14 protein-coding genes are annotated in these 20,716 nt (G+C 64.9%); 6 read left to right on the forward strand and 8 right to left on the reverse strand.

From position 1 onward, the window contains the following. The first annotated feature begins 488 nt into the window (after positions 1-488). The 6 genes from ACOYYX_RS17715 to purQ all read left to right on the forward strand — a co-directional run bounded on the left by ACOYYX_RS17715 (position 489) and on the right by purQ (position 9,558). Positions 489-2,147, forward strand: coding sequence for an AMP-binding protein (locus ACOYYX_RS17715; RefSeq protein WP_422931240.1), 1,659 nt, complete (start codon positions 489-491; stop codon positions 2,145-2,147). Between the two features lie 289 nt (positions 2,148-2,436). Beyond that, positions 2,437-3,696: a protein kinase domain-containing protein gene (locus ACOYYX_RS17720; protein WP_422931241.1), complete on the forward strand. Its 1,260-nt coding sequence runs from the start codon at positions 2,437-2,439 to the stop codon at positions 3,694-3,696. A gap of 201 nt (positions 3,697-3,897) precedes the next feature. Further along, positions 3,898-4,731: a prephenate dehydrogenase gene (locus ACOYYX_RS17725; protein ID WP_422931634.1), complete on the forward strand. Its 834-nt coding sequence runs from the start codon at positions 3,898-3,900 to the stop codon at positions 4,729-4,731. A gap of 290 nt (positions 4,732-5,021) precedes the next feature. Then, on the forward strand, positions 5,022-7,892 hold the full coding sequence (purL, locus tag ACOYYX_RS17730) for a phosphoribosylformylglycinamidine synthase subunit PurL (protein ID WP_422931242.1): 2,871 nt from the start codon (positions 5,022-5,024) through the stop codon (positions 7,890-7,892). A gap of 59 nt (positions 7,893-7,951) precedes the next feature. Next, positions 7,952-8,782, forward strand: coding sequence for an NYN domain-containing protein (locus ACOYYX_RS17735; RefSeq protein WP_422931243.1), 831 nt, complete (start codon positions 7,952-7,954; stop codon positions 8,780-8,782). 2 nt (positions 8,783-8,784) lie between these two features. After that, the gene (gene purQ / locus ACOYYX_RS17740) at positions 8,785-9,558 is read left to right on the forward strand and encodes a phosphoribosylformylglycinamidine synthase I (RefSeq protein ID WP_422931244.1); all 774 of its coding nucleotides are present in this window, start codon (positions 8,785-8,787) and stop codon (positions 9,556-9,558) included. 122 nt (positions 9,559-9,680) lie between these two features. On the opposite strand, the gene ACOYYX_RS17745 is transcribed toward purQ, so the two are convergent. From ACOYYX_RS17745 to tal, 8 genes are all read right to left on the reverse strand, one after another. Continuing rightward, the gene (locus ACOYYX_RS17745; RefSeq protein WP_422931245.1) at positions 9,681-10,649 is read right to left on the reverse strand and encodes an alpha/beta hydrolase; all 969 of its coding nucleotides are present in this window, start codon (positions 10,647-10,649) and stop codon (positions 9,681-9,683) included. Positions 10,650-10,789: 140 nt separating this feature from the next. Next, entirely contained in the window at positions 10,790-11,428 is a 639-nt protein-coding gene (locus ACOYYX_RS17750; protein WP_422931246.1) for a septation protein SpoVG family protein, read from the reverse strand. A gap of 13 nt (positions 11,429-11,441) precedes the next feature. Further along, complete coding sequence (gene ispE, locus ACOYYX_RS17755; RefSeq protein WP_422931247.1) at positions 11,442-12,341, reverse strand: 4-(cytidine 5'-diphospho)-2-C-methyl-D-erythritol kinase; 900 nt, start codon at positions 12,339-12,341, stop codon at positions 11,442-11,444. Positions 12,342-12,713: 372 nt separating this feature from the next. Then, positions 12,714-13,112, reverse strand: coding sequence for a hypothetical protein (locus ACOYYX_RS17760; RefSeq protein ID WP_422931248.1), 399 nt, complete (start codon positions 13,110-13,112; stop codon positions 12,714-12,716). Positions 13,113-13,471: 359 nt separating this feature from the next. Next, a complete protein-coding gene (locus tag ACOYYX_RS17765) occupies positions 13,472-15,643 on the reverse strand; it encodes a 3-hydroxyacyl-CoA dehydrogenase NAD-binding domain-containing protein (RefSeq protein WP_422931249.1) in 2,172 nt (723 codons plus the stop codon). 108 nt (positions 15,644-15,751) lie between these two features. After that, complete coding sequence (locus ACOYYX_RS17770) at positions 15,752-17,671, reverse strand: acyl-CoA dehydrogenase family protein (RefSeq protein ID WP_422931250.1); 1,920 nt, start codon at positions 17,669-17,671, stop codon at positions 15,752-15,754. Positions 17,672-17,708: 37 nt separating this feature from the next. Further along, entirely contained in the window at positions 17,709-19,064 is a 1,356-nt protein-coding gene (locus tag ACOYYX_RS17775; RefSeq protein ID WP_422931251.1) for an ACP S-malonyltransferase, read from the reverse strand. A gap of 532 nt (positions 19,065-19,596) precedes the next feature. Continuing rightward, entirely contained in the window at positions 19,597-20,568 is a 972-nt protein-coding gene (gene tal / locus ACOYYX_RS17780) for a transaldolase (RefSeq protein WP_422931252.1), read from the reverse strand. Positions 20,569-20,716 lie beyond the last annotated feature (148 nt).

Raw genomic sequence — 20,716 nt, forward strand, 5'->3', positions numbered from 1 at the left:
TTCGCCGAATAACCTGGGACAAGCGTCAAACTCTCGACGATGGCCATTGGAAGCAGAATTGATGGCATCGTCCCAAGCCTCATTGTTGCGTCCCTATTCTAATAGTCGATAGTCAATGGGTACGAAAGTTCCTGTCGGCGAATAAGTGCCTGAACACCCCTCGAGAGAAAAGCGGGCTCGAGCATTCTCGGGTCGGGAATCCGAGCCCGGAAATCTCGCCAAAGGCTCGAACGATCGATCTCTTGAAGGATTCGGGAGCCCATTTTCGCCGATGAGACTTGCGGTTATCGCCGGATAAGTCCTCCACCCAAGTCGATCACCGTAACCCGACTGGCCGGATGGCACCTCCGGCGCGTTGCCGCGCAGGAATCATTTGTACGGTGCCGTAGCGTCTCGTACATTGATGGATCTTCCCTCCACACCGACTCGATGGTCCACGGCAACCCCGGGCCGAGGCAGAATACCGGGTCGCCGACCGAGAAATCGCCATGACAACCGAGATCCTAGCCAGCCCTGCGACGACCCAGGCCAAGGAGGCCCGCCCCCTCCCCCCCTTGCCCGCTCATTGGCGGTCGCTGCCGCGCGCCTTCGTCTATGAAGCCCGCAGCAACCCCAAACGACCCTGCATGTCCGACAGCACCGGGTCCGAGCTCACGTCCTCGGAGACGCTGCTGCGCTCGCTGGCGTTGAGTCGGGTCCTGGCAAGGCTGCTCGGTCCGGAGCCTTATGTCGGCCTGCTGCTCCCCCCCACGGTCCCCTCGGCCGTGGCCAACATCGCCCTGGCGCTCCTGGGCAAGATCGCGGTCAATCTGAATTACACCGCGAGCCAGGACCTGATCAACGCGTCGATCGACCAGTGCAAGATCGCGCAGGTCTTGACGTCGAAGAAGGCGCTGGATCGGTTCAAGGTCACACCCAAGGGGAATCTGATCTATCTCGAGGATATCCCCAAGCAGATGACGCTCGTCGACAAGATCTGGGCGGCCACCGTCTGCAAGGCCGTGCCGATGTCGATGCTCGGACTCTTCCTGCCGGGGCTCCGCGACGAGAGCCTCGACAAGACGGCCACCGTCATCTTCACGTCGGGCTCGACGGGGGATCCGAAGGGGGTCGTCCTCTCGCACGGGAATATCCTCAACAACATCTCCCAGTTTAATAATCAGATCGTGCTCCTGAAGGATGAGTCGGTCCTGGGTGTCTTGCCGTTCTTCCACTCGTTCGGGTTCACGGTGACGCTCTGGACGCCGCTCTGCCTGAGCAAGCGGGTGGCCTTCCACTTCAGCCCGCTCGACGCCAAGATCATCGGGACCCTGTGCGAGAAATATAAGGTGACGCTGCTGCCGGCCTCGCCGACGTTCTTCCGGGCCTATCTGCATCGTTGCGACCCCAAGCAGTTCTCGTCGCTGGTCCACCTCGTGCTGGGCGCCGAGAAGCTCAAGCCCGAGTTCGCCCGCGAAATCCGGGACAAGCTCGGCATCGAGCCGCTCGAGGGGTATGGCTGCACCGAGCTCTCGCCGGTCGTCGCGGTGAACATCCCGACCGACATCACCCTGGCGGATGGCCGCAAGGTCTCCGGCAATCGCCCGGGGACCGTGGGCCGACCGCTCCCCGGCACTCACATCAAGATCCTCGACATCAATACCGGGGCCGAACTTCCGCAAGGGGTCGAGGGCATGATCCTGGTCGGAGGTCCCCAGGTCATGGTCGGCTACCTCGGCAAGCCGGATGCGACGGCGAAAGTGCTCAAGGATGGCTGGTACAACACGGGGGACCTCGGCTATGTCGACCCCGACGGGTTCCTCAAGGTCACCGACCGCCTGAGCCGGTTCTCGAAGATCGGCGGCGAGATGGTCCCGCACATGGCCGTCGAGTCCGCGATCGTCGAAGCGGCCGGCACGACCGACCAGCACATCGCCGTAACCTCCCTCCCCGACGCCAAGCGGGGCGAACGCCTCTGCGTCCTGCACACGCCTCTCGAGATTTCGAGCGAGGAGATCTGCCGACGCCTCAATGCGAGCAACATGCCCAGGCTCTGGATCCCCTCGGCCGACGACTTCATCCCGGTCGACGAGATCCCGGTGTTGGGGACCGGCAAGATCGACCTCAAGCGGCTCAGGGAAATCGCCGCCGAGCGACTGGTGAAATAGCCCGACGGCCAAGACGGCCCCGTCGCTCGTCCCTTCGCACCCTCGGCCGCAATGACTTCGATCAGGAGTACCGCGTATGAGCCGATCTCGGCTATGATAGTCTACTAGGTTATCTCCGTGGGCCGGGCATGGTTCTTTGGCCATGCCCCTCACCGTATCGACGTCGTCGTGGTCGAGACATATTGGATTGGGATAACCTCGACGAGAGTCTGTCCGCTTCGGGGTTTCGGAGAGTCGGATGCAGGTCGTCCTTCGGGTGACAGGGGGCCCGCACTCAGGTCGAGAACTCTTGCTGAGCGACCGCGACGCGGCAGTCGTCGGACGCTCGTCGCAAGTCCGGTTCTCCATGCACGAAGATCGGCTCCTCTCCCGAGAGCACTTCCGGATCGAGGTCGAGCCGCCGCAGTGCATCCTGCAAGACCTGGGGAGTACGAACGGGACGAAGATCAACGGCCTCCGCGTCGAGTCGACGCCCCTCCGCAACGGAGACGTCATCACGGCGGGCGATAGCGCGTTCGACGTGGTGGTCGACCGGTCGACGTCCAACGGTACCTTCCCCATCTATTGCCTCGGCTGCGGCCGGGCCGCGCCCGAGGGCTTCGACACGCCCGAGCATCGGGCGAATCCCAGCGAGCCGGTCATCTGGCTCTGCGATCAGTGCGAGTCCATGAGGCGCAGGTTCCCGGAGACGCATCCCGACTACCTCATCGAGCGGAGGATCGGCGGCGGCGGCATGGGCGAGGTCTTCTTCGCCCGCCAGCTCTCGGTCAACCGGCCGGTGGCCATCAAGATGATGCCCTCCGTCGGCGTGACGAACGACCGCGCCCGCGACTACTTCCGTCGCGAGATGCTCGTCCTCAAAGACTTGCTGATGCCTTCTGGCCAGTGCCATCCGAACATCGTCGCCTTCTACGACATCTTCGAGCTCGACGGCCAGTTCCAACTCATCATGGAGTACGTCGCCGGCCGCAACGCGCTCGAATGGGTCTCGACGCTGTCAACCCCCCTGCCCTACGGGACGGCCGCGAGGATCGGACGGTTTCTGCTCTCGGCGCTCGACTATTCGCATTCCAAGGGGTACGTGCATCGCGACGTCAAGCCGTCGAATCTGCTGATCGTGGGCCCACCCCACCGCCCGCAGGTCAAGCTCTCGGACTTCGGCCTCGCCAAGAGCTTCCGTGAGAACGAGGCGTTCGTCGGGCTCACGCACCAGGGGGACATCGGCGGCTCGATCGGGTTCCTGTCGCCGGACCATATCCGCGATTTCCGGGACATCAAGGAGTCGGCCGACCTCTTCAGCGCGGGGGCGACCCTCTACTATCTGCTCACCCTCAACTATCCGTACTTCGACTTCGACCCGAGGCGGAACGACGCGTACAGCATCATCCTCGAGAATCCCTCGGTCCCGCTGCGCGCCCACCGGCCCGACGCACCCGAAGGCCTGGAGCGTCTGCTCCGTAAGGCGCTCGAGAAGAATCCGAAGGATCGCTGGAAGTCAGCCATGGCTATGTCCGAGGCGCTCAAGCCCTTTCTGGACATCGGAGTGTAATACCGTCGGCCAAATTGCGATTCTCGAGCTAAAGTTGCGAGAAAGGGCAGACTAGGCAATCCCGATCGAGAGAGGCATTCTGAGTCTTGGGCATTGGCCTGGTTGGAATTTCGTATTAAAATTTTTAAATCGTTGCCTGGCGATGTCGAGGAGTCGTGAATTTTGCCGCGTCTTGGGACCGTTGCAATCGTCGGAGTCGGCTTGATCGGCGGATCGGTCGGGAAAGCGCTTCGGGAACGGGGTCTGGTCGAACGGGTCGTGGGGATCGGTCGCGATGCCTCGAGACTCGATGAGGGAGTCCGGCACGGGGCGATCGACGAAGGTACGACCGATCCTCGACGAGGGGTGGCCGCAGCGGAGGTCGTGGTCATTTGCACGCCGGTCCCCCAGATCGTCGACGACGTCCGGAACGCAGCCGAGTGGGGGCCGGAGGGGGTCTTGGTGACCGACGCGGGGAGCACGAAGCGCGAGATCGTCGAGCAGGTCGCCAAGCACGATCGATCGCGCGCGGTCTTCGTGGGGGGACACCCGATCGCAGGTTCCGAACGCAAAGGGGTGGCCTTCGCCGACGCCAACCTCTTCGTGAACCGGTCATGCGTGCTGACCCCGACGGCCGACACCCCGCCCGATCGCCTGCAACGAGCCCGAGAGTTCTGGGGCGGCCTGGGTTGCCGCATGATCGAGACGACCCCCGAAGACCACGATAAGGCCCTCGCCCTGACCAGCCACCTGCCGCATGCCCTGGCCTCCGCGCTCGCCGGCGTGATCCCCGCCGAGATCCTGGCGATGGCCGCCGGGGCTTATCGGGACGGGACGCGGGTCGCCGGGTCGGATGCGAAGCTCTGGTCGGGGATCTTCCGGGCCAATCGCGAGGCGGTCCTCGAGGCGATGACCGCGTTCGAAAAGCGCCTCTCCGCGTTCAAGGACGCCCTCGTCGCCGATGACGAACCGACGCTGAATGACTTATGGGATTCGGCCAAGGCCCTGCGGGCTCGTTTCGACTCGGAAAACTCGGCGGTGGGCATCGAAAGTTGAGAATTGCATCCTGATGACTTGATTTTCATCCTGGAACGGACAACCTGGAAACGTATCCTTGATCCTGCGGTGCGCGTGAACTCGTTTCTCCCGCCTCGCGGCCCCGGTGGTCGTCGTCGACAAGATTAAAGCGTTACCCTACCTCGCCGATCACGGGCCACCCCCTGGCCCGCGACCGGTCGCGAAGCTAGTCCCTCAACATGGGTCTTCGGCACACCAACGGATTGGTACATCGGCTGACTTGAACGAACCTTTGATCCAATTTCGTCCTCTTCGAGTTAAATCTCATCATGTTATGGCATTTGCAGATTGACGCAGCCGCGGGCACCGTCGACCGCGAAGGTCGACGGATCGAGGCCGAGTCGGTCGAGTTGGGTCTCTCGGGTCCTTGGCGAATCACCGCAAGTCGCGGATTCTTGGTCGAAGGGACGCTCTCGAAGGACGACCTGATCCGAGCGGCCGAGCAGATCCTCGTCGATCCGGTCGTCGAAGCCTTTTCCGTCAAGCCTTCGCGTGAGTCGGGCCTCGGCCGGGCGAACGCCGTCCACGTCCTCCCCAAGCCGGGCGTGACCGACCCCGAGGCCGAGAGCGCCCTGGCCCTCCTGAAGGACCTCGACTTCGGTGTCGAGAACGTCCGCACGATCCGGACGTACCTCGTCGATGGCCCCGCGGAAGAGCTCCCCAGGCTCATCCAGCGCGTGCTCGCCAACGACGCCGTCGAGCAGGCGATCCAAGGAGCCTTGCCCTTCGATCGACTCGGTCAGGGGCATGAGTACAAGTTCCACCGCGTCGACGTCGCGCTCCGCGGCATGAATGACGCCGAGCTCCTGCACCTCAGCAAGTCGGGCCAGCTCCACCTCAGCCTGGCCGAGATGCAGACGATCCAGCGCCACTTCGCCGAGCTCGGCCGCGACCCGTCCGACGTCGAGCTCGAGACGCTCGCTCAGACGTGGAGCGAGCACTGCTCGCACAAGACGCTCCGCGGACTCATCGAGTTCGAAGGCCAGGTCATCAACAACCTCCTGAAGCAGACCATCTTCCAGGCCACTCGCGAGCTCGACTCCGACTGGCTCGTCAGCGTCTTCGCCGACAACGCCGGCGTCGTCCGGTTCGACGATGATGTGGACGTCTGCTTCAAGGTCGAGACGCACAATCACCCGTCGGCCATCGACCCCTACGGCGGAGCCAACACCGGCCTCGGCGGCGTGATCCGCGACCCGCTCGGCACCGGCCTGGGCGCGAAGCCGATCTGCAATACCGACGTCTTCTGCGTGGCCGCCCCCGACTTCCCCCCCGATGCCCTCCCCTCCGGCGTGCTCCATCCCAAGCGCGTGCTCAAGGGGGTCGTCGCCGGCGTGCGCGACTACGGCAACCGCATGGGGATCCCGACGGTCAACGGCGCGCTCGTCGTCGACCCTGATTTCCTCGCGAATCCGCTCGTCTTCTGCGGCACGATCGGCGTGATCCCGCGCGGGATGTCGAGCAAGAGCGTCGAGCCGGGCGACCGGATCGTCGCCATCGGCGGCAGGACGGGCCGCGACGGCATCCACGGCGCCACGTTCAGCTCTGCCGAGCTCACGGCCGAGAGCGAGAGCCTCTCGGGCGGCGCCGTGCAGATCGGCAATGCCATCACCGAGAAGATGGTGCTGGATGTCGTGCTCCAGGCCCGAGATAAGGGCCTCTTCCGCTCGATCACCGACTGCGGCGCGGGCGGTTTCAGCTCGGCCGTCGGCGAGATGGGCGAGCACCTCGGCGCCCTCGTCGACCTCGAGAAGGCCCCGCTCAAGTATGAAGGGCTATCCTACACCGAGATCTGGATCTCGGAGGCCCAGGAGCGCATGGTCCTGGCCGTGCCCCCGGAAAACTGGAAGGCGCTGCACGACCTCTGCGCCAGAGAGTCGGTCGAGGCGACCGACCTCGGCGAGTTCGTCGACACGGGCAAGCTGACCCTCCGCTATCAGGGGGAGACGGTTGCCGACCTCTCGATGGAATTCCTCCACGAGGGCCGGCCCGCGGTCGTCCGCACGGCGACGTACACCGCGCCTCCCGAGAAGGACCTGCCGCTCCCCGATCGGACCGACTACGGCGACGACCTGCTCAAGATCCTCGCCGCCTGGGATGTCTGCAGCAAGGAGTGGATCGTCCGCCAGTACGACCACGAGGTCCAGGCCCGCACGGTGGTCAAGCCGCTGGTCGGCGTCGACGACGACGGCCCCGGCAACGCCTCCGTCGTCCTTCCCGTGCGGGGATCCCGGCGAGGCCTGGCGGTCGGCTGCGGGATCAACCCGCGCTACGGCAAGCTCGACCCCTACGCCATGGCCGGCTGCGTGATCGATGAGGCGATCCGCAACTGCGTGGCCGTCGGCGCGGATCCCGAAAAGATCGCCCTGCTCGACAACTTCTGCTGGGGCAACACCGAGCGCCCCGAGACCCTCGGCTCACTCGTGAGGGCGGCTCAGGGGTGCCACGATTACGCCCTCCAGTACGGCACGCCGTTCATCTCGGGCAAGGATAGCCTCTACAACGAGTACACCCACGAGGGGCAGAGCCGGGCCATCCCGCCGACGCTGCTCATCAGCGCGATGGGCCAGGTCCCGGACGTCGGCACCTGCGTGACCATGGACCTGAAGGAAGCGGGCAACGTCCTCTTCGTCGTGGGTGAGACCAAGCTCGAGCTGGGCGGCTCGCACTGGGCCCTGACGCAGGGGACCGAAGGCGGGCGCGTGCCCAGAGTCGACGGCGAGCGCGGCAAGGCGACGTTCGCGTTCATCCACTCGGCGATCAAACAGGGCCTGATCCGTAGTTGCCACGACCTGAGCGAAGGGGGCCTCGCCACAGGGCTGGCCGAGATGGCCTTCGCCGGCGGCCTGGGCGTGAAGGCCTCGCTGCAAGATGTTCCCCGTCCTGAAGACGCCTCCCACGACGCCGCCCTCCTCTTCTCGGAGTCCCCCACCCGCTTCCTGCTCGAAGTCCATCCCGATGCCGTCCCCCCCCTGCTCAAGCTCGCGGCGTCCCTCCCCATCGCCCGAATCGGCGAAGTGTCGCAACCGGCCGGTGAAGTCGCGCCTCGCCTCGTGATCACGGGGCTCGGGGGCCAGCCGGCGATCGACGTCTCCCTCGACGACTTGAAGTCCGCGTGGCAAGTTCCGCTCCGCTGGTAGATCGAGTCTCCCACCTCAACGAGTTCTTTATGGATGTAAAATCTGATAGGGAATCAAAAATGCTAAGATTCGTGACATTTGTAGATGGATCCAATCTTGACGGCGTCCTGAAGCACCTGAATCTGCGCGTGGACGACTATGGCTCGTTCTACCGGCATGTTTTCGAGCAGAGCGTGCACTACTGGGGCCGGACGTTCGCCGAAGGGTCCCCCTGGCCCTCGGCCCAGCATTCTCGGATCTACTGGTATGTCGTCGGCAAGATGGACGAGTGGGACCTGAACGACCCCAAGGCGGAGTCCCGGCTCCGCAGCCGATTCGAGCTGAATCCGAGGCTCCGCGACAGCTACCTCGAGGACGTCGGTCGCAGGATGCCGGACCTCTCGGCGGAGCGCCGGGCGGAAGAGGCCTGGAACCTCTGCTTCACAGAGACCCGCGAGTGGTACGAAGGCAAGCGACGCGCCCTCGAGCGAAAGAAGCGGTTCTATCACGGCGTCCAGGCGGCGACCGACTTCGTCGAGATCCGCCAGGAAGGGCACTGGAAGGTCGACCTGCTGCACCACACGCTGAACGAGAAGGGGCTCGACACGAGCCTGGCCGTCGACATGGTCGCGCTCCAGGATACGTACGACATCGCCCTCCTGATCTCGGGCGACGCCGACGGTATCCCCGGCATCAACTATGTGAAGGGTAGGTCGAAGCACGTTGGCGTGGCCGAGTTCCGCCGGGGAGCCCCGGCCGACTTCCCGGCCAAGGGGGCCTCGTCCCGCTTGAAGATCGCCGCCGATTTCGTGGTCCAGGTCTATGAAGCCGACCTGATCCGTCGCAACCTGGCCTATCGCGCCGAGGTCGACTATCCCGCCACCTACTCGCCCAACGAAGGCAATTATTGATCATGGCTAGACCTCGCGCCATCATCCTGCGGGCCCCGGGCACGAACTGCGACGAGGAGACGGCGGCCGCCTGGCGGCTCGCCGGCGCCGAAGCTGAGACCTGGCACGTCGCGCGGCTGCTCGAGGAGCCCAGGGCCCTCGACTCGTACCAGATCCTGACCCTGCCCGGCGGATTCTCTTACGGCGACGACCTGGGCGCGGGGCGCATCCTGGCCACCCGCCTGGGGACCGTCCTCAACGACGCCATCCGGAACTTCCACGCGCGAGGCGGCCTGATCCTCGGGATCTGCAACGGATTCCAGGTCCTGGTGAAGGCCGGATTCCTGCCCGGCGAAGGCTGCACCGGCGCCGCGACCATCACGCATAACGACTCGGGCCACTTCGAGTCGCGCTGGGTCCGCATGCAGCCGAACCCGGGGCTCTCCCCGTTCATCAGCGACGATGAGCCGATCGAACTGCCCGTCGCCCACGGCGAAGGCAAGTTCATGCTCTCGGATCCGGCCGAGCTCGCCCGGCTCGAGGCGGCAGGCCAGGTCCTGCTGCGCTACGCCGACAAGGACGGCAAGCCCACGGCCGAGTATCCGGCGAACCCGAACGGTACGCCGGGCGCGGTGGCCGGCATCTGCGACAGCACCGGCCGCATCTTCGGCCTCATGCCCCACCCCGAGCGGTTCGTCGACCCGCTCCACCACCCGCGATGGACACGGAACCGCACCGACCGGGAAGGAGACGGCATGCGGATCTTCCACGGGGCCGTCAAGGCCCTGAGCGCCTGATCGCCGATGCCGAGTCGTCTCTTCGCCCCTGACGAGACGGCTCGGCCAGTCTGGGATTCGTACAGGTCGACATCGACTCGTTGCGAGGGAGTAGTCCCCCTACCTCCGAGTCGGTTGATGGCTCACTCGCTCGGCATGAGCTGTTCGATGTAGGTCTTCATCGCAAGGAGAACCTGACTGCCCCCGACCGCGAAAAAGTCGTTGTGGCCGGCCGCATCAACGGTGAACTTCATGACGGGCGTGTGCGCCGCCTCGGCGAGTTTCTCGGCCATCGCGTGGGGGATGAGCGTGTCTCGGGCGCCGTGTCCAATCAGGACCGGGCAGCTCACCTTCGACATCTTCGAGAGGCTGTCGAAGCGGTGGCGGAGCAGGAGTGAGGCCGGCAGGAACGGGAAGTTCTTGCGCGACATGTCCCCCATGCTCGTGAATGTGCAGAACGAGATCAGGCCGGCGACCTTCTCGCGCGAGGCGAGGTCGATGGCCACGGCGCCACCGAGCGACCAACCTGCGGCGACGATCTTCCTCGGGTCGATGTCTTTGCGCGTGCGGAGGTGGGCCAGGGCCGCGTCGGCGGTCGCCTGACAGCCCGCTTCCGACGCCTTGCCGCCGCTCATGCCGTAGCCGACATAGTCGGGGATCATGACGTTGAAGCCGAGCTTGCGGAAGTGCTCGAGCTGGTCTACGGCATCGCTCAGGCACATGGCGTTGCCGTAAAAGTAGAGGATGGTCGGACGGATGGTCGCGTCCGGGAGCTCCTCGCCCCTGAGAGAGAGCGCCGGGGCGAAGAGGGCGATGACCTTGTCCCCCTTGGCGGTGGTCAGGGTGACGAGTTCCTCGTCGGGCCTCGGCTTGACGACGGTGTCGGGCTGCCCCTGTCGCTTGGCGCCGGGGAAGATGAGGTCGGACTGGAGCGAGAAAAGGACGCCGGCGAGTCCGACGTAGACCAGGACGAAAATGCGCGCGATGCGCCAGGGCCAACTGGGCCTGCGACGGACGGGTGCCGGTTCGGGCCTTGGTCCTCGAGGTCGGCGTGGGGCCGGATTGGGCTGTTGGGTTTCGGGCTCCTCCATCAAGCACGATTGTAGCGACACCGAGGACCTCCCGTCATGACGAAACGAAAGCCACGGCGCGAAGGCGCGCCGTGGCCGGTCGAATGCAGGTCAATTCGAGGTCCGCAACCCCCGGGACGACGTCCACGCCCGGAGGTCGCTCGACGCTCCTTCATCGCAGCTCAAAGGCCGTTGCCGAAGCCCTGCGAGGTCTCGCGATCCGAGCCGATGCCTTCCGGCGAGCTCTCCTTACGAGGGGAGACGTGCGGCCCGCGGAGGACCGACTGGCTGCCGCGAGTGTGCTGCGTGTGGCCGCGGAGGGGCCCGCGGCGGAGGGGCGGCTCGCCCGCATGGGCGGCGACGGCCGGGGCGGCCGGGTCGAACGGCATATCGTATTCGGCGTCGAGATCGTCATACCTCGACACGTAGCCCGGCAGCTTGGAACGCTCGAGTTCGTCGGCGTACGAGGCGAGAACGGCCCCCTGGATCTTCTCGCGGCACATCGAGTTGATCGGGTGCGCGATGTCGGCGTGCAGCTTGGCGCGGCCGTCGGCGTCGCGGATGGCCCGGTTCTCGTCCAGGCGGCTCCCGCACTGGTTGCAGAACCGGCTTCGCAGGTGGTTCTTGGTGCCGCAATGGTGGCAGCGGTCCGTCAGCTTCCGCGAAGGCATCGCGACGAAGAAGCCCTTGGCGCCCTCGATGATCTTGAGGTCGCGGATGACGAACATATCATCGAAGGTGATGGAACAAAAGGCTTGCAACCGCTCATTGCTGCCCGAGTTGTCTTCCATGAGCTTGATGCGGACTTCGGTGATCTCCACAGCCGGTACTCCTTTACGAGGCGTTCTCTGCTGCTTGAGGGCCGCAGGATACGACCCGGACTCGTCCTAGTCCGAGCGTTTCAAGGTTGCGAGCTGCGGCTTGCGCCGCGCCCAGGTCGCGGCCCAGCCCGAAATAGGCCGAACCGCTCCCGCTCATTAGATACCCGTCGAGCGACGGGTCGAGACTCGCCAAGCCATCGCGGACCCGCGAGAGTGCGGGGGCGAGCGACTCGGCAACAGGCTGGAGCCGATTGAACAGCTCCGGCCCGAGGACGTCCGGTCGAGCTGCGACCAGAGCGTCCACCACCCTACCGAGCGGCCGAGGCCGTTCGGGAGGGATCAGGTGACTGTAGACGTCCGCCGTGCTCACGCCGATAGGCGGACAGATTAGGACGAAGTAAAGGGGCGCCGTCAGCGCCAGGGGCTCCACGACCTCGCCTCGGCCGCGACAGATCGCCGCCGGAGCATGCCGGAAAAACGCCACGTCGCTGCCGATTTCCCCGGCCAGGGCGTCGAGCTGGTCGGGAGGAGTCCGCAACTCCCAGAGTTCATCCAGGGCCACCAGCGTCGCGGCCGCGTCGCTCGAGCCGCCCGCCAACCCCGCTTGTGCCGGGATCGACTTGCTGAGCCCGATGGCCGCGCCTCGCGTGCATCCCGACGCCCGCTTCAGCCGCTCCGCCGCCTTGACGACCAGGTTTTCACGCCCGGTCGGCAGGGTCGGATCGTCGCAGGTCAGCGTGATCTCCCCCGAGGGGTCGTCGGAGAACGTCAGGGTGTCGTGCAGGTCCACGGCGACCATAAGCGATTCGATCTCATGGTAGCCATCGGGCCTGCGGCCCAGGATTTCCAGGAACAGATTCAGCTTCGCCGGGGCGAGCGCTCGCACCCCACCGGCATGGCGACTCACGATCATTGGAACCCCGTCCAGCGCCCGCTCGTCGCGCCTTGATCTACAACATATCGGAGATCTTTGAGAAATTTATCGCTCGGGTAACTTTCGCTCCGATCTCGACTTTCGTCGAGGGGGTCGGGGACGGGTCTCTCCGGCGACTCTTTTCGCATCGGTCTCGAACTGCGAGTCTTCTATCCCGATCGCAAAATCATCGCAAGGCCGAAAATTTCACTAAAGTCGAGATCTCCGGCCCTCAGACGACGATCAATATCAGTTCGGGCACGATTCGCGATTTCGGGCGAAATATGGGCGGCGAAGTACGCTTTCGGAGTGGTGAAATGGGCGGTCGCGTTCACACTCTCGACGCGCCCGTTGTAACTCTTACGAAGTGTCTCAACGGTTGCGTGGAGGGCGGCTGTTCCCTCGCCCTTCCCCGAGCAGCGAGGCCGCGAGATTGCGGAGATCCGCAGCCTCCTCAGGCTTGCCCAGGCCCTCATAGCAGGCGATGAGCCCATCGATGGCGTCGTAGAAAGGTTGGTTCGCCAGGCGATGGCGCGGCAGGCGGCCATCGAAGCCGGGCGGGATGGCGCGCTGTGCGAGTTCGAAGCCGTAGCCGAAGTGTCCCCGGGCGAGTGCCGGGTCGTTGAATTCCTCGAGAGCAATCCGGCCGAGGGCCACGTGGACCCAGAGATTGTCGCCACAGCCCTGAAGGGCGTATCGCAAGGCGTCTCGGGCCGCCTCGGGGTCGCCGGCCTCGCGAAGCTCGATCCCTTCGGCGTAATCGAGTTCCATCTCCTCGACGCAGCGCGGGTGTTTAAGCTCGAAGTCGCGGCCTCCAATGCACCTCAGGTTGAGGCCGCCACTCTTCTTCGGGACGCTCGGGGGTCGTGGCCCGCCGGGTGGGCGAGGCCCTTTGCCGTCAGGTCTTCGCTTCGGAGGGCGATTCGCACCTCCGCCATTCTCTCCCCCAGGGTTCGGCATAATCTCGGCACCTTCTCGCCCGTGAGGAGTTCCCTTGCCCTCTTTGCGGCGATCTCCAGGATATCCGACGATCGCCAATCGCGACGAGTCCTTGATGGTATTCCAGGAAAAAAGGGCAGGCCCCGTCGTTTCGAGGCCTGCCCTGGATTCAACGTTTTCGAGCGAGCCGATCAGGCCGTGACCATCCTGGGGGCGGCGATGCCCTTGGGGGTCGGGTAGAAGGTCGTCCCCTGCTGGGCGTGCTGCAGGAGCGTCTGGGTGGGCTCGAATCGCTTGCCGAGTGAGGCAAACCGCTCCAGCCGATCAACGATCCGCTCGGCGCCCTCGGCGTCGGCCCATCGGAGGATGCCGCCTCGGAAGGGCGGGAAGCCGATCCCGAGGATCACGCCCATATCGACGTCCGCCGGCTCGCGCACAACGCCTTCCTCCAGCACGCGGGTCGCCTCGAGCAGCATCGGGAAGATGAGCCGGTCCACGATCTCCTCGGGGCTCGTGCTCGTCCCGGAATTTTCCACCCGATGCTTCGCGAGCAAGGTGTCGAACGCGGGGTCGGCGACGGGCTTCTTGCCTCCGTGCTTGCGGAAGCCGGAGCCCGACTTCTGCCCCAGCCTTCCGGCCTTGAGCAGATCCTTCAGGAGCCCCGGGGCCGAGGCCCGGTCGGGATAGGCGGCGGCGAGGACGCTGCCGGCATAGAACGACGTGTCGATCCCCACCAAATCCTGGAGGGCAATCGGGCCCATCGGCATGCCGAACTTCGTCGCGGCGGCGTCGATGGCATCCATCGGCACCCCTTCCTGGAGCAGGATGAGCGCCTCGTTCATGTAAGGGAACAAGACGCGGTTGACCAGGAACCCTGCGCAGTCCTTCACCACGATCGGCGTCTTCCGGATCCGCTTGGCAAGCGCGACGATCGTCGCAACAGTGTCATCCGAGGTCTTCTCACCCCGGACCACCTCGACCAGCTCCATGCGATCGACCGGGTTGAAGAAGTGCATCCCGATGAAACGGTCGGGATGGGGGACCGACTCGGCCATCCTGGTGATCGAGATCGTCGAGGTGTTGCTGGCCAGGATCGCCCCGTCGCGAAGCACGCCCTTAAGTTGCTCGTAGGTCGCCTTCTTCGCGGACTCGTCCTCAGTAATCGCCTCGATGACGACGTCGCGGTCGGCGAGGATGCCCGGCGAGGTCGCCGTGCTCAGCCTGGAGAGCATATCCGCCATGTCCTTGGGGGTCGCCCGGCCGATCTTGATCCGGCTCGCAACGACATCCTGGGCGCGCTGCATCCCCGCGGCGAGCCTGGCGTCATCAACATCGACGATCGCCGCCGGGATGCCCGAACGAGCATGCGCGGCCGCGATCCCCGAGCCCATGAGCCCCGCGCCGATGACGCCGACGCGCTCGACCTTGCGAGGCGTCACGTCCGTGCGATCGACGCCCGAATCCCGGTCGAGCCGGTTCTTCATGAAGAAGACGGCGATCAGGTTGGCGGCGATGGGAGTGCCCATCACGGTCAGGGCCACCTGCTTCTCGACATCGAGCCCCTGGTCGAGGGGCAGGCTGCTCCCCTTCTGGATCGCCTCCAGGGCCGCGAGGGGTGCGGGATACTGCCCCTTGGTCTTACCCGCAATCTGTCCCTTGGCCACCGAGAAGGCGAACATCTGCTGGTCGAGCCTCAACTTCAAACGCCCGCTCAGCTTTTCGCGACGCTTCACCCACACCCCGGAGTCTCGGAGGTACTCGATCCGACGGACCCCGTCCTCGATCAGCTTGTCGACGGGGACGGCGTCGAACGCCAGCCCGAGCTCCACGGCCTTCCTGGCGTTGACCGGCTCTCCGCCGCAAACGAATTCGATGGCGTTGAGCCCCATCAGGCGTGGAAGCCTCTGCGTGCCTCCCCACGCGGGGATCAGGCCGAGTTTGGTCTCGGGGCAGGCGATCTTCGTCTCGGGCGAATCCGAGGCGATCCGGTCGTCCATCGAGACGACGAGTTCAGTGCCGCCCCCCATGCAATTGCCGTCGATCAGGGCGACGGTCGGGAACGGCAGGCGGCTGACCTTGGTAAACAGTTGATGACCGAAGTCGATGGCCTGCTCGATGTGCTCTCGAGGCGAATAGGCCAGTGCGCCAAGCTCATTGAGGTCGGCCCCCGCGATGAACTGGCCTCGCTTCCCGCTCCGGAAGAGGAGCCCTCGGAGGTCGGTCCGCGACTCGAGCTGGGCGACGAACCTGGCGAGCTCGGCGAGCACGCCGCGGGAAAGCGTGTTCACCTTCTTACCCGGCAGGTCCAGGGTCAGTAGGGCGATCTTGTCGTCCCGCTCTTCGAGTTGAAATGCGTCGGACATCGCGACCCCCGTATCTTTGCAAGAATTGAGATATGTTGAATCGGAAATATTTCGGCTCGTCGAGTGTCCCATGGGAAGTGCCTCGACGAGCCGGCCGGACGCCTGAACTCAGGCGGCCGGGTCGTTCTGATAGGGCATCAGGATCGCCTCGGGCTCGATGCCGGCGATGGCCTGGAACCCGCCGTTGGCGACGGTCTCCCCCAGCTTCGTGACGGCCCGGAGATAGGCGTCGGTCGGACGCTTACCCGAGAGCTTGCGCCGGAGGTCCTGGCAGAGGATGTCCGCCGCGGCCTGGACCACCGGGCTCGACTGCCTGGTTCCCCAGCAGCTCGTGGCCAGGATCACGACCATGTCCTGGATCCGCTGCGAGAGCTCGGCCATCCGGCACTGGCGGTCGGCCAGGCGGAGTTGATGCTTGCGCATCACGCCGTCGACCTCGAACCGACTGCGCTGGAGGGCCTTCATGGCGAAGCGAGCATGATCCGCGAGGGGACCGGTCGCGTCAACGGTCGGGATCGAGCTCCCGAACGGCATGTGCTCGCGGAACCACCAGCCGGCGTAGGGGACCAGGGCACTCCGCAAGGCCCAGGCATGCGCCGGGTTCAACGGATTGGGCTGGCGGATGCCCGCCGCATGCAGGGCCAGTCCGATCGGCTCGAAGTAGTGCTTGCCATGGTCCTTGATCAAGGACTTGAAGAAGGCCATCCCCAGCATCTCCCCTTCCCCTTCATAGATGCAGGGGGCGAGATACTCGTGGACGTTGTCGCCGAAAAGGTGCCCGTGCAGGAATGCGCGACCGCCGTGGGTCTTCATGAACAGCTCGACGGCCGCTTCCTTCTGCGCCTCGCTGCCGAAGATCTTGGCGATGATGCATTCCATCTCGCCGCGATAACCCTGGTCGAGCAGCCCCGCGCACCAGTCGACGAGGGCATCCGCCCCGACGATCAGAGCCGCGAGCCGTCCGATCCGACGCTTGACCAGCTCTCTCGTGTCGATCGCCGCGCCATAGGTCCGTCGGAAATGGGCCCAGGGGAGCATGTTCGCCAGCATCGTCCGCATGGTGCCGGCCGCGACCGAGCAGAGGGCTACGCGACCCAAGTTCAGGCCGTGATAGGCGATCGTCAGGCCGTCGCCGCGAGTCGGTTCGAGCAGGTTCTCCTTCGGGACGCGGAAGTCCTGAAACTTCAATCCATTGTTATACGAGTGTTTAAGCGCATGGAGCCCGTAGGGCACGATCTGGAAATGCTCATCCTCGCGCTCGGGCAGGTCGGCGATCAGGACCGCCGGCTTCCCCTCGATCAGGCAGACGAGCCCGATCGTCCGCCCCGGGACGGCGTTGGTGATGAAGAGCTTCTCGCCGTTGACGACGTATTCGTCCCCTTCGAGCCTGGCAGTCGTCCGCAAGGCCGTGAGGTCCGAGCCCGCGCAGGGCTCCGTGAGGGCGAAGCCGGAGAGCCGTTCGCCGCGAGCCAGCTTGGGCAGATGCCGAGACTTCTGCTCGGCCGAGCCGAAGGTCCGCAGAGGGTCGACCGCGCCGATGCAACCGTGGACCGAGGCGAGCCCGGCGACGGTTGGGTCGATGGTCGCCATCCTGGTCAGGAACCGGGCGAACACCGAGAACGGCATCCCCTGCCCGCCGAATCCGGGGTCGACGAGCATGCCCCAGTAGCCGGCGCCGGCGAGATCATTGAGCAAGGGGTTTGTGACCTTGCCGTGACCGTCGATCAGCGTGCTCGCCCGCTTGTGGTGGCGTACGACGGAGAGCGAACTCTCCATCGCGCGTTCCCATTTCGACTCGTCCTGCGGGTCCTGGGGCATGAAGAGATCGAGGGGGAAATCGTGCTCCCAGACCGCGCGATGCACGGGGCTCTTGGACGTCTGATAGCGTGGCGCGAAGAGGGCTTCGACTTGGTCGTCGGCCCGGTCGAGGGTCCCCGTTCGGCGTGATTCCTCACGACTCTTCCCACCCAGTTCCAGGGCGGTTTCGACGAAGGTCTGCGGCTCGAGTTCTTGGAGGTCCTGGCTCATGGTAATGATCCTTCCCTCTTCGGCCATGATTGAATCGTTACACCGCTTCGTGGGGCGATGCAAGCCCCTGCTGGCCCGCCCCGCGGGGGATGGACACGGCGTCCGGAGCAGTCGAGGGCTGGTGGTCGAGAAGCCAGTCCTCCAGGGTGATGTGGACGAGGAACGGCAGGCGCAACAGCGCGGCCTTGGACGGGAGCAATCGGTTCAGCCAGGCATGGCTATTCCACCCCGAGGCGAACCCCCTTCCGATCATGTGTACATACTTTCCTCTCTGCTGCAACTGTCGCGTGACGTTGTTCTCGAGCCTGGAGAACGTCGCGGGGATCAGGTTCGGCGCGGGCCCGACGTGGATCACCAGCTCGACGCCGCTGGACAAGGTCTTGTCGATCACGTCCCAGAGCTTCTGGGGCCGGTCCGTCCATCGGATCAGGACCTCTCGCCCTTCCGCCTCAGGGCCGGCATAACTCTGCTCGCCGGTGACGCACGAGAGGACCGGGGGCTTCGGGGCCTTCGGTAGCTCGTTCATCTGGTAGAGCATCACGGCGGCCCGGTTCGGGATCGATCGCTCCCAGATCAAGGGGGAATGGAGCGGGGGCCAGCGATTCGGGTTCCGCTTGAGGATCACCTTCTCGGAGATGAACTCCGACATCCTCTTCTCGACCCGCTCCAGGGTCTTCCCCCGGCCCAACAGCAAGGCCGTGTTCGGAGACAGATAGGCGGAGGGGCCGACCAAGCCATGCCCCTCGGCGCTCACCGCACGGCAGAGGCGCTCGACTTCCTCGGCGGAGAGTTCCCCGCCGCGGGTGAAGAGCACGCCCAGGCTCGTGTCCTCGGCGAGTTCGGCACAATCGGGGGCGAGCCGCAGCGGGACCGGAAGCAACCCTTCCAGCGAGAAGGCCCCGCCGAAGATCAAGGCCGACATCTCACCAATGCTATACCCGAAGCACATCTTGGCATTGTGCACGGGGATGCCGTGGAACTGCTCAAGCAGCTCGAGCTGCGCGAGTTCCATGCCGACGATGGTCGCGACGTCCAAGGGGAACTTCGCGAAGGACGTCGGTTCGGATGCGACGATGTGCTCGGCGATATCGACCTTCCTGCCCAATGCATCGGAGCTGACTTCCGAGACCTTGGCGAGCTTCCGACGCACGACCGGCCCATAGGCCGGGTGCTCGAGCAATTCGAGGCTGCGTCCGAGGTTGCTGACGTCATAGCCCCGGCAGGCAAGCGCCGCCGTGCCGATCCGCCTGGCCAAGGCCTCGCTCGTGATCTTTGAGGCCTGCATCTCGTCCGACTCATTAGGGCGGGCCTTCCCGGACGATCCCTTCGTCGCCCGCGGCTGATCCGCATCGATCGTCGCCCAGCGCAGCCAACGCCCGTCGATGTGCTTCATGGGATGGCTCCCTTCGATCGGGTGACCCCGGGTCGTCTTGGCCCGGCTACATAGACTTAATACGGGACTCGCGTCGGAACGGATCGAAATTTCGAAAACTCGAAGCCGGCCTTGCAAGCATGCGCAACGCGACCCGGACCCGGAGAACCCGCAATCGCAGGTTCATGGATCAAACATGCGCAGATAAACGATGGGAAGATGCTAACGACCCGGTCCTCGCCGTCAAGCATTGCCGGCGAGGCGACTTCCCATGACGAGCAGATGGCCGAGAAAGCCATAAAAGATTCGGACCCCGTCGGCACTTCGGCCGCTGAGGATGCCCGCGCACTGGTAAATTGTAGACCAGGCTAAGCCCAGAGAAAGGGGAAAAGAACGAAATGTTTCGATCCAGCCCTCGTTACAACCGACAAGTCCGTCGCCTCAATACCCGGGACGATTCGCCCTCAAAAGAGAAAGGCCGAGGCCCCGCATGGTGCGGGGCCTCGGCCTCGTTTCATCGCCTCGCGAAGCCTGTATCCCGAACAGGGACGGGTCAGCTCCCGACCTTCTGGGTGACCATCGACTGGGCGAACTTCTCGAGCTTGCGGGCGTCCGCGTAGAACTTGCGGATGCCGTCGCTGAGCTTGTCGACGGCCATGGCGTCTTCGTTGTGCATCCAGCGGTAGGTCTTCTCGTCGAGCTCGATCTTCTTGGCGTCGCTCGCCTTGGCGGACTCGGCGGTGAGCTTCGGCGTGACCTCGCCCGCGCCTTGCTGCAGCTTGGCGAGCAGGTCGGGGCTGATCGTCAGGAGGTCGCAGCCGGCGAGGTCCGTGATCTGCTCAACCTTGCGGAAGCTCGCGCCCATGACCTGGGTCTTGTAGCCGAACTTCTTGAAGTAGTTGTAGATCTTCGTCACCGAGGCCACGCCCGGGTCCTGGTCGGCCGGGATCTCGGCCCCCTTCTCCTTCTTGTAGTAGTCATAAATCCGGCCGACGAACGGCGAGATCAGGGTCACGCCGGCCTCGGCGCAGGCGACGGCCTGGGCGAAGCTGAAGAGGAGGGTCAGGTTGCAGTGGATCCCTTCCTTCTCGAGCTTCTCGGCCGCCTTGATCCCCTCCCAGGTGCTGGCGATCTTGATCAGGACCCGGTTCCGGTCGATGCCGGCCTCTTCATAAAGGCCGATCAGGCGATGGGCCTTCTTGAGAGTACCTTCGGTATCAAAGCTAAGCCCAGCATCGACTTCGGTCGAGACCCGGCCCGGGATGATCTTGACGATCTCGCGGCCGAAGCCCACGAACAGCCGATCCATGAAAGCCTCGGTCTGCGCTTCCTTGCTGCCGCCGTCCTTCGCGGCGTCGCTCAGTGCCTGCTCGACGAGGTGGGCGTACTGCGGCTGCTGGGCCGCGTTGAAGAGCAGGGATGGGTTCGTCGTGGCGTCCTGCGGCTTGTACTGGGCGATGGCGTCGATGTCGCCAGTGTCCGCAACCACGGTCGTGTACTTCTTCAACGAGTCGAGAAGGCTCATCTGTCAGGTTCTCCAGGGTAATTCGCCAGCGAGAACATCGATTATACTAAAATTGGCGTGAGCTAGGGATCCCCCCGCCTTCCCCGCTTCGGCGCGGCACATCGAAGACAGCCCCTCGATCCCTCAAACTCATACTCCCGGGCCGGCG

This window comes from Singulisphaera chitinilytica (genome assembly GCF_049331405.1).
Classification (GTDB): domain Bacteria; phylum Planctomycetota; class Planctomycetia; order Isosphaerales; family Isosphaeraceae; genus PoT.

What these genes read in the sequence shown, in the direction of transcription:
- ACOYYX_RS17715 (WP_422931240.1), top strand. Translation starts at nt 489, where the DNA reads ATGACAACCGAGATCCTAGCCAGCCCTGCGACGACCCAGGCCAAGGAG.
- purL (WP_422931242.1), top strand. Translation starts at nt 5,022, where the DNA reads ATGTTATGGCATTTGCAGATTGACGCAGCCGCGGGCACCGTCGACCGC.
- ACOYYX_RS17735 (WP_422931243.1), top strand. Translation starts at nt 7,952, where the DNA reads ATGCTAAGATTCGTGACATTTGTAGATGGATCCAATCTTGACGGCGTC.
- purQ (WP_422931244.1), top strand. Translation starts at nt 8,785, where the DNA reads ATGGCTAGACCTCGCGCCATCATCCTGCGGGCCCCGGGCACGAACTGC.
- ispE (WP_422931247.1), bottom strand. Translation starts at nt 12,341, where the DNA reads ATGATCGTGAGTCGCCATGCCGGTGGGGTGCGAGCGCTCGCCCCGGCG.
- ACOYYX_RS17760 (WP_422931248.1), bottom strand. Translation starts at nt 13,112, where the DNA reads ATGGAACTCGATTACGCCGAAGGGATCGAGCTTCGCGAGGCCGGCGAC.
- ACOYYX_RS17765 (WP_422931249.1), bottom strand. Translation starts at nt 15,643, where the DNA reads ATGTCCGACGCATTTCAACTCGAAGAGCGGGACGACAAGATCGCCCTA.
- ACOYYX_RS17770 (WP_422931250.1), bottom strand. Translation starts at nt 17,671, where the DNA reads ATGAGCCAGGACCTCCAAGAACTCGAGCCGCAGACCTTCGTCGAAACC.
- ACOYYX_RS17775 (WP_422931251.1), bottom strand. Translation starts at nt 19,064, where the DNA reads ATGAAGCACATCGACGGGCGTTGGCTGCGCTGGGCGACGATCGATGCG.
- tal (WP_422931252.1), bottom strand. Translation starts at nt 20,568, where the DNA reads ATGAGCCTTCTCGACTCGTTGAAGAAGTACACGACCGTGGTTGCGGAC.